This window comes from Ohtaekwangia sp. (assembly GCF_036568665.1).
Lineage (GTDB): Bacteria > Bacteroidota > Bacteroidia > Cytophagales > Cyclobacteriaceae > Ohtaekwangia.
Genome location: NZ_DATCSD010000457.1, coordinates 1 through 8,949 on the forward strand (window position 1 = coordinate 1; position 8,949 = coordinate 8,949).

Annotated in this window: 11 protein-coding genes; 6 read left to right on the forward strand and 5 right to left on the reverse strand. The window is 43.9% G+C overall.

Annotated features, from left to right (window positions below; all coding sequences use genetic code 11):
• Positions 1-293: hypothetical protein (locus tag VIN08_RS26965; RefSeq protein ID WP_331972485.1), on the reverse strand; the 293-nt coding region annotated here is incomplete at its 3' end.
• A gap of 442 nt (positions 294-735) precedes the next feature.
• Between VIN08_RS26965 and VIN08_RS26970 the strand changes: the two genes are divergently transcribed.
• From VIN08_RS26970 to creD, 5 genes are all read left to right on the forward strand, one after another.
• Positions 736-1,614 carry an alpha/beta hydrolase gene (locus tag VIN08_RS26970; RefSeq protein ID WP_331972487.1) on the forward strand — a complete coding sequence of 293 codons (879 nt, stop codon included), beginning with the start codon at positions 736-738 and terminating at the stop codon, positions 1,612-1,614.
• Positions 1,615-1,967: 353 nt separating this feature from the next.
• The gene (locus VIN08_RS26975) at positions 1,968-2,591 is read left to right on the forward strand and encodes a hypothetical protein (protein ID WP_331972489.1); all 624 of its coding nucleotides are present in this window, start codon (positions 1,968-1,970) and stop codon (positions 2,589-2,591) included.
• On the forward strand, positions 2,588-2,887 hold the full coding sequence (locus VIN08_RS26980) for a transcriptional regulator (protein WP_331972490.1): 300 nt from the start codon (positions 2,588-2,590) through the stop codon (positions 2,885-2,887). Before VIN08_RS26975 ends, VIN08_RS26980 begins: the two co-directional genes overlap by 4 nt.
• Before the next feature lie 79 nt (positions 2,888-2,966).
• A complete protein-coding gene (gene xrtK / locus VIN08_RS26985) occupies positions 2,967-3,569 on the forward strand; it encodes an exosortase K (RefSeq protein ID WP_331972492.1) in 603 nt (200 codons plus the stop codon).
• A gap of 13 nt (positions 3,570-3,582) precedes the next feature.
• Entirely contained in the window at positions 3,583-5,031 is a 1,449-nt protein-coding gene (gene creD / locus VIN08_RS26990; RefSeq protein ID WP_331972494.1) for a cell envelope integrity protein CreD, read from the forward strand.
• A 127-nt stretch (positions 5,032-5,158) separates the two neighbouring features.
• Here the strand turns inward: creD and pruA are convergent, their stop codons facing one another.
• From pruA to VIN08_RS27005, 3 genes are all read right to left on the reverse strand, one after another.
• Positions 5,159-6,790, reverse strand: a complete 1,632-nt coding sequence (gene pruA, locus VIN08_RS26995) for an L-glutamate gamma-semialdehyde dehydrogenase (RefSeq protein WP_331972496.1) — start codon at positions 6,788-6,790, stop codon at positions 5,159-5,161.
• 61 nt (positions 6,791-6,851) lie between these two features.
• The gene (locus VIN08_RS27000) at positions 6,852-7,556 is read right to left on the reverse strand and encodes a YjjG family noncanonical pyrimidine nucleotidase (RefSeq protein WP_331972498.1); all 705 of its coding nucleotides are present in this window, start codon (positions 7,554-7,556) and stop codon (positions 6,852-6,854) included.
• Between the two features lie 60 nt (positions 7,557-7,616).
• Entirely contained in the window at positions 7,617-8,033 is a 417-nt protein-coding gene (locus VIN08_RS27005) for a metalloregulator ArsR/SmtB family transcription factor (protein WP_331972504.1), read from the reverse strand.
• 104 nt (positions 8,034-8,137) lie between these two features.
• On the opposite strand from VIN08_RS27005, the gene VIN08_RS27010 reads away from it, so the two are divergent.
• On the forward strand, positions 8,138-8,770 hold the full coding sequence (locus VIN08_RS27010) for a carboxypeptidase-like regulatory domain-containing protein (protein WP_331972500.1): 633 nt from the start codon (positions 8,138-8,140) through the stop codon (positions 8,768-8,770).
• On the opposite strand, the gene VIN08_RS27015 is transcribed toward VIN08_RS27010, so the two are convergent.
• The coding region (locus tag VIN08_RS27015) for a hypothetical protein (RefSeq protein WP_331972502.1) at positions 8,739-8,949 on the reverse strand (211 nt) is incomplete at its 5' end. The two genes, VIN08_RS27010 and VIN08_RS27015, sit on opposite strands and share 32 nt — an antisense overlap.

An 8,949-nucleotide genomic window follows, 5' to 3' on the forward strand; every position in this document is an offset into this window, starting at 1 on the left:
ACCTCATCACCATCATTCAGGATCAAGCCATCTATACCTGTTTGTGCCGGTGCACCATTCAGAAAAATTTCCCAGAAAAAATACGGTTCGTACTTGGATATAAAGGTGTCGTAGGTCTCGTTGATCATATCAACCAGGTAACCGTAAGGTGCACCATAGTACTGGATTGAATACGTAAAATCACCAGCGTTTGATCCTGAATTAAAAGCAGTCTCAAGCAACGTACGCCCGGTCATGCCGCTGGTCCAGTTTACCTGAAACGTAGGACCACCATTGATAATAAGTTGTACCATAAGTATATAATTTTGATAACGAATAAATAGCCTAAACAAAATATACTATAACTGCCAACGTCCGTATGGGAGATTATTCCTGGCGGGACAAGAAATCTTATTATCAAGATAAATGATTTTCGTTACACAGCAAAAAGCATTTACTATTTCCAGAAATATCTTTAGGGTCTAAACACCAGAGAACCGGAGGAGAATAAATTGCCCGATCTTGATTTCTCAGGTGTAGTACATATCATTACCAGCAATTTCAAACCACACTTCTACTTCATAACTATCGAGGATACTGTATTTTGGCATATATACTTTATCCGGCAAGTGCGGATCTAAACAAAAGAAGCACCAGGATATTACCGTCCGCGATAAAGATTGCCCCTATAACATACTGCAGAGTTCTTATTCCCGCAAATGGTATTATATTCCGCCCACATAAACCGCTAATTTTATGAGAGCGCTGTTCCTGATATACTTTATAAGCACCATGACTTTGTACGCACAAGAAAAAATATTCCTATACCCTGCCAGCGAAAAAGTTACGATCGATGGTTTCGAAAAAGATAAGGAGCCCCCGTTTATGGAATACTTTAAAGCCAATCGTGATTCAGCGAATGGTGCGGCTATTCTTATTTGTCCGGGAGGAGCCTACACCAATCTGGCGCTCGATCATGAAGGCAAAGATGTAGCGCGTTTCTATAATCAACATGGCTATGACGCTTTCGTGCTACACTATAGATTAAATATAGAAGATCAATCAGGCCATCGTCATCCCGATCAATATCGCGATGTAACTACCGCCCTGCGTATTATTAAGTCGCGCGCCAAAGAATGGAAGCTGGATGCTGAGCGCATCGGTATACTAGGCTTCTCTGCCGGAGGGCATCTTGCATCGATGTGTGCCACCATGCATTTACCTGCAAAGAAAAAATCAAGAGATATACTGGAGCAATGGAGCAGCAGGCCGGCCTTTGCTATTCTTATTTACCCGGTAATAACATTAGCCGGTGCAGCAGCACATAATTATAGTCGCGAGATGTTGCTGGGTAAAAATCCTGACAATGAACTGGTCGATTCACTCTCTACACACAACAGGGTAAATGCCCATACGCCCCCTACATTCCTGGTATATGCTACAGACGACAATGCCGTGCCACCCGACAATGGTATACTCTTCTACCAGGCACTCCGAAAAAATAATATACCGGCCAGCCTCCACATCTACGATCATGGCGGTCATGGTTTCGGCATGGCCCCAAAAGATAAAGTACTAAACACCTGGCCGGGACTAAGCGTGCAATGGCTCGAACGACTGGGCTACGCAAAGTAGCCGTTCGGGTATGTGATCTATACCTCGACATTCATTATTCCGTGTTCGATATTCGCTATTCAGTTAATAGTTAACCGTTAATCGTGGGTGTGTTTTGAAATCCAATTATCCTTTGTTCTTTCCGACTTTCGCCTCTGTTTTATACGTCAACATTCGTTGATCGATGTTCCCTGTTCGATATTCAATTTCCGTTATTCGTTAGTAGCTGTTCGCTAATCGTGAACGATACCTCCGCCAATGCTTCCGGACTTTCGTCTCCCCAACTTTCGGACTTCTTATCAATCCTCAAAATTTCCAACAACCATTGCATTTCAATTTCCGTTGATTAACTTTGTATTTCAAAGTACTTTTTAATGAAACAAATCCAGGAGTACGAAAAGGACATTGCTTCCATCCGCAACATGATGGAGCGTTCATCCAAATTCATCTCTCTCAGCGGTTTATCCGGAGTATTGTCCGGTATATATGCCCTGGCCGGAGCTACAGTTGCTTACTTTACCATCCACTATCCGATCTCTCCTGTTCACTTCCGGCAATATTCACTGCAAACTCCCGAAGCGCTTTCCAAACTGGTGTTGATCGCTACCCTTGTATTGGCCGCTTCTATAACCACGGGGCTATGGCTCAGCCATAAAAAAGCGAAGAAGCATGGCGAAAAACTGTGGAACTCTACGAGCAAAAGTTTAGTATTTAACATGGCTGTGCCACTGGTATCAGGCGGAATTTTTATTCTGATCATGCTATATACCGGGCACTTCGGTCTGGCAGCACCGGCTTGTCTTATATTCTATGGTCTTGCACTGATACAGGCCAGCGTTAACACGGTAGATGAAGTACGCTATCTCGGCTTTTCAGAAATTATACTGGGATTGATCTCGGCTTCTGTTCCAGGGTATGGATTGATCTTCTGGACAATAGGATTTGGTGTTCTTCACATTATATATGGAGGCATCATGTACAACAAATACGACAAGTGAAGAATCCGTTCGACAATCTCGATAAAGTACTGGAGCACCGTGTAAGACTGCAGATCATGTCTGTGCTGGTGACGAACGATGGATATGAATTCAGTTCGCTGAAAGATGTATTGGATGTTACAGACGGTAACCTGGCATCGCATATCAAGGCACTTGAACGGGAGAAGTATGTATCGGTATCGAAATCATTTATAGATCGCAAACCGAATACAAAGTATAAAATTACCGAGCGCGGGCGCACGGCTTTCAAAAAGCACCTGGATGCGATGGAGGCTGTGATAAAACAACAGAAATAATTTTTTTATCGATCAACTTTGCATTTGAAAGTACTTTTAGATGAACACAAAAAGCTATTACCTGATCCCTTCATTCAATATGAAAACACTACTCAACAAAACAGCGCTTTGGTTTTGTATAACCATTATAACCGCGATTGTGCTAAAGATTCTTTTTACAGGCATAACCTCGGGCGAAATGATCATGTTCATCCACCCGACCAGCACCATGCTGGAGTATATGCTGAACAAGCAGGCACTCACTACATCAGGAGGTTTTTTCTTTCCGGACCTGAATATTATGATCGATCGCTCTTTATCCAGCGAAAACTTCCTGGTGATCGTGTTCTTCGTTTTGTCGTGCACCGTACCCTATCACATCTTTCGGGCATGGCAGGCTATACTTCTGTACGGTGGTGTATTGCTGGCTTCGTTCATTCTAACACTTACCATCAGCGCTATGCGCATTACGCTGGCATTACCGGTGCTGCGCCTGCAGGATTCCTTTCCGTGGCTTAACTCTTTCTGGATGCAACGTGTGGAAGGTGGTATAGTATATCTGCTCGCGTTACTGCTGGTATATATACTCTTCCGGAATATATTTATCCGCATCAAACAACAATACACTATACAACAGACACAGGCTGCCACGATACGACACAACCTCCTCGTTACTTACAGAAAAAATTCTCCTATACAATAAACTCCTATACTTTATGCAACCATCATCATCTCCTGCACCGCTGGGACAAGTCTTTGAAAGGATCAGTGCCTGGTTCCGTGATTCCATCGTGATAAAACTTTTCGCGATTGGTTTATTAATTCTCATTCTGCTTATACCGCAGGTATGGCTTGAATCCATTATGCACGAACGGCAATACCGGGCATCGTCCGTTGTGGATGAAATTACATCCAAGTGGTCTGGCGCACAAACACTGGCAGGTCCGGTGTTAGTTATACCTTTTACCAATCGCGAGAAGATCGACAAAGGCAAAGATGGTATCGAGATACGCGAGTGGACACAGGATGCATACTTTCTTCCGGAGCAACTGACTATAGATGGCACGGTAAATCCGGAGATACGGCACCGTGGACTTTTTGATGCTGCGGTATATAAATCTACCATGCAACTACAAACAACGTTTCAGCGACCCAACTTCAAAAAATTAAACATCGATGAAAAAGATGTACACTGGAACGAAGCACACCTGGTTCTCTGCATCAGCGATCTGCGTGGCATCAGTGAAAACCCATCATTTAAGTTAGATACCATTTCATTGCCAAGCGAACCTTCCAACCAGATCGGTTTTGGTGTAAGAACACCACCCCATACAGCTGCTTCTTCTTATGATGACAACTATAGCATTACATCTACCGCCAGCACTACCAGCAAAACAGGAATTATAGCGACTCTACCCTGGCAAACAGCGGCAGACTTTACTGGTAAAATTTCTACGCAAATCAGTTTAAAAGGAAGCACGTCACTGAATTTTATACCTACCGGTAAAACTACCGAAGTTGTATTGCAAGGTCCGTGGAGCAGCCCGAGCTTCAATGGCGAATTTCTTCCTGTATCAAACAGTATAGATGAAAAAGGATTTACTGCAAACTGGAAAGTATTACACTATAACCGCCCGTTTGCCCAGGAGTGGACTGGCACTGAGCAGGAATTTTCCGGCTCTGCTTTTGGCGCCGAACTGTTAATACCAGTTGATCAGTACCAAAAGAGTATACGCACAGCGAAGTATGGTGTGCTGATCATCCTGCTTACGTTTATCTCGTTATTCCTGGTAGAGATTATTAAGAAGATTCGCATCCATGCTTTTCAATATTTACTGATCGGTGTAGCGCTGATTATATACTATACATTATTGCTATCGCTGTCAGAACACATCGGGTATAACCTCGCGTATCTCGCTGCGTCTACCGCTACCGTTGTGCTGATCAGTCTCTACTCGCTCAGCTTCTTGAAGCGCACTTCGCTGGTCATGTTCTTTGGCGCTATATTGTCTTTCTTCTATGGCTTCATTTTCGTGATTATCCAAATGCAGGATTACTCCCTGCTCATCGGAAGTATAGGCTTGTTCATGGTAATTGCCCTGGTGATGTACTTCTCGCGCAACATTAAGTGGTATAAGGAAGCCGAGGTAGTAGCAGAAAGTTGAAAGTTGAAAGGCACTGCCCAACTTTGAACATGGAGCTTTGAACCAGGAACTCCGAACAAAAAAAAGAAGCCCACGTTAAATTCGTGGGCTTTCTTTTTATATACTGGTATATCTGTATACGTAATCCTTATTCCTTATCGAGGAATGGGTAGCGGTAATCTACCGGAGGTACAAATGTTTCCTTGATCGTGCGGAGCGATGTCCAACGAAGCAGGTTTACTTTAGCACCGGCTTTATCATTCGTGCCCGATCCTCTTGCGCCCCCAAAGGGTTGTTGTCCTACCACCGCGCCCGTAGGCTTATCGTTGATGTAGAAGTTACCCGCAGCATTGGAGAGTTTCTTCGTAGCAAGGTCTATCGCATAACGATCTTTCGACAGGATAGAACCGGTTAATGCATACGGAGAAGTTTTATCTACAAGCTCCAGCGTAGCTTCAAAGCTGTCGGCAGGATATACATATATAGTCAATACCGGACCGAATATCTCTTCGCACATAGTAACCGAAGATGGATCTTTCGATACGATCACCGTTGGCTCAACGAAGTATCCTTTCGATTTATCGTATTTACCACCGGCTACAATTTCGTTCGTAGGGTTCTTGCGGGCTTGCTCTATATAGCCAGCGATCTTATCGAATGAGCGCTCGTCAATCACGGCATTGATGAAATTGCCGAAATCTTCCGTGCCGCCCATCTTAAAGCTCTTCAAGTCTTCAAGTAAATATTTCTTTACATCTTCCCACAAGTTGGAAGGTATATAAGCACGCGATGCTGCAGAGCATTTTTGTCCCTGGTATTCAAAAGCTCCGCGTGATAATGCCGTTGATACTTCTTTAGCATTCGCGCTCTTGTGCACCATGACAAAATCTTTTCCACCGGTCTCTCCTACCAGGCGCGGATACGTTCTATACTTGTGTATATTCTGTCCGATAGTCTTCCACATATTCTGGAACACCGCTGTGCTACCGGTAAAATGTAGCCCGGCAAAATCGTGATGATTGAAAATGATATCACCGGCAGTAGGGCCATCTACATAGATGAGGTTGATCACACCATCCGGCAAGCCTGCTTCTCTCAACACCTGCATAATTACATGGGCTGCATATACCTGTGTATAGGCAGGCTTCCACACTACGGTGTTACCCATCAGCGCCATACTCGCAGGTAAATTACCCGCGATAGCGGTGAAGTTGAAAGGCGTTACTGCGAATGTAAATCCTTCCAGCGGACGATACTCCATGCGGTTCCATATACCGGGTGATGATGCCGGTTGCTCCTGGTATATCTGCGACATGAAATATACATTGAAGCGCAGGAAGTCGATCAGCTCACACGCTGAATCGATCTCTGCCTGAAAAGGACTTTTTGATTGGCCGAGCATGGTAGCGGCATTGATCTTATAGCGATAAGGCCCTGCCAGCAGATCGGCTGCTTTCAAAAATATACTTGCACGATGTTCCCAGTCGAGGTTTGCCCACTGTTCCTTGGCTGCAAGCGCAGCTTCTACTGCCTGCTTTACATGCGCAGCTTCACCTTCGTGAAAATAGCCCAGGGTATGTTTGTGATCATGCGGAGGCGACAGGCGTATTTTCTTTCCTGTACGAACTTCTTCCGCTCCGATATACATGGGAATATCTGTTTCCTGTGCGCGTGCCTCTTCGATGGCTTTCTTCAGGGCAGCACGTTCTTTACTTCCGGGAGCGTAGCTGAGTACAGGTTCATTCTTCGGATCAGGAACGTGGAAAAATCCTTTCGACATAAATTATGATCTGTTATAGGTTAATGTTCAAAATGAGTTTTGTGCGGCAAATGTAAATAATTCACAGAATCTGCCGCAGTTCCGAAAGGCAAGCTATTTCATGTGTTACAATGCTTTCGTGTGCGCTGCGCTCGGGGTTATAAAAAATATTATCGATCGATGCGTTGCGCGAGCCTCCTATGTCGGTAATCAGATTATCTCCGATCATAATCGCTTCGTGATTTTGAATGGCGTAACGGTTCAATGCATACTCAAATATTTCTTTCGCAGGCTTTTTATGTCCGGCTTTTTGTGAAGTAACAATGTGATCGAAATACTTGTGCATGTTACCGGAGGTAAGCTTGGTATGTTGGATCTCTTCAAAACCGTTAGTAATTACCGACAGACTATATTTTCCATGCAGATAGTCCAGCACTTCAAGAGCATACGGCATCAGGTTTCCTTTCTTCGGGCATGCTTCAAGATAATCTACCGATATATCTTCGCTCAGCTTTTCGCTATAGGCATGAAAGGGTTCCAGTATCTGTTTGAAACGTTGCTCGCGAATCACTTCACTGCTGATCTTGCCGGTATCATACAATTCCCATAACTGCGTATTCACTATTTTGAATCGCTCCTGAAAAGCTTCAAGTGAAGTAACTCCTTTTTCCTGCAGGTTATAGTGATGATATAGTTCACGAAGCGTTTCTCGCGAATTTGTTTCGTAATCCCACAGTGTATGATCGAGGTCAAAAAAAATGCAGGTGTATTTCTTATCCGGTAGCATGCTTGTTATCTCTAATGTAAAATCAAATCAGGATGTTGATAAATCCCGAAGCTTGTTATTCTAATCGCTTTTTAATCGTTCCTTTTCCAATCGGCCACCACGCCATTGCTGTATCTGTCGGTTGTTCACGGCCAGTTCGCGGTTGGTAAACAATGTTTGATAGATATGCTGATCGTGCTGCAGCTGCGAGTCCCTTCGCAGAAACTGAAATATCTGTTTAATGATATCAGCCACTTCATCTTTTATCTGGTAAAATACCCAGTGGTTGTATCGCCTGTGGCTTAATATCCCCGCATTCTTCAGGTAAATAAGATGCCGCGAAGTTTTTGCCTGCGTAAAATCCAGGATTTTTTCCAGGTCTGTTATGCACATCTCACCGTTCATAAAAATCAGGTGGAGAATCCGCAAGCGCGATTCATCGGCACAGGCCTTAAAAATCTGCGATCCAAGCGTAAGATTAAAACTTTTTAGTCGCATGGTACATCCTTGCAATATTGCCAAAGGTATGGGAAATTAGGCAGTTGTATGGCTTATCCCTATATTTGAACAACCTGAGCGAAGTAGAAACCGTGAAATTGTACTTGAAAAAATTCATCATTCTTGGCCTGTTGCTGCTGTCTGTTCTTTGTACTGCTCAAGTAGCACAAGCACAGCAAAAAAAGAGGATCATCCAGCTATCCGGTGTTGTTATTGAAGAAGACACTGTGAATGGCAGACCTGTGCCAGGTGTGCATGTATATGTACCCAAAGCAGGCCGCGGTACAACCACCAACAACGTAGGTTTCTTTTCCATGCCGGTGCTTACCGGTGATGAGATCGTAATATCTTCTGTAGGATATCAGCATAAAAGTTTTACTGTTCCTGACGATTCGCCAGAGTATCAAACCATTATTATCACGATGCTGCAAGACACCACTTTGCTGCCAGAAGTAGTGGTAATGCCTTTCCCTACCGAAGAAGTTTTCAAAGAAGCAGTACTCGCACTGAATCTTCCCATGGAAGATGAGCGTGTCGATAAAAAGAATATGAACCAGGAACTGCTGGCGTTAATGGTAAAAACCACTCCGATGGACGGATACCAGAACCAGCGATACTATCTTAACCAGTGGGCTGGCTCTACCAACTCTAAATTCCAGCCTGTTACCAACCCATTCCTGAATCCTTTCAACTGGGTGAAGTTCTTTAACTCGCTGAAGAAGAATAAGAAGAAGTAATTTTCAGATTGCCGGCCTTTTCGATTTGCTCTGCTTTGGCAGTATAATCTTTATTATTAATATTGCAGCCCAAAATTCCGGAGATGCCGGAAGATATTCGAACCATTCTTTTGATTGAGTTCTCGAAATATCTAAAAGAAAAATAATTACTCGGGGTGTAGCGCAGCCCGGTTAGCGCA

Coding starts and splice junctions, on each gene's coding strand:
- VIN08_RS26970 (WP_331972487.1), top strand. CDS start 736: ATGAGAGCGCTGTTCCTGATATACTTTATAAGCACCATGACTTTGTAC.
- VIN08_RS26975 (WP_331972489.1), top strand. CDS start 1,968: ATGAAACAAATCCAGGAGTACGAAAAGGACATTGCTTCCATCCGCAAC.
- xrtK (WP_331972492.1), top strand. CDS start 2,967: ATGAAAACACTACTCAACAAAACAGCGCTTTGGTTTTGTATAACCATT.
- creD (WP_331972494.1), top strand. CDS start 3,583: ATGCAACCATCATCATCTCCTGCACCGCTGGGACAAGTCTTTGAAAGG.
- pruA (WP_331972496.1), bottom strand. CDS start 6,790: ATGTCGAAAGGATTTTTCCACGTTCCTGATCCGAAGAATGAACCTGTA.
- VIN08_RS27000 (WP_331972498.1), bottom strand. CDS start 7,556: ATGCTACCGGATAAGAAATACACCTGCATTTTTTTTGACCTCGATCAT.
- VIN08_RS27005 (WP_331972504.1), bottom strand. CDS start 8,033: ATGCGACTAAAAAGTTTTAATCTTACGCTTGGATCGCAGATTTTTAAG.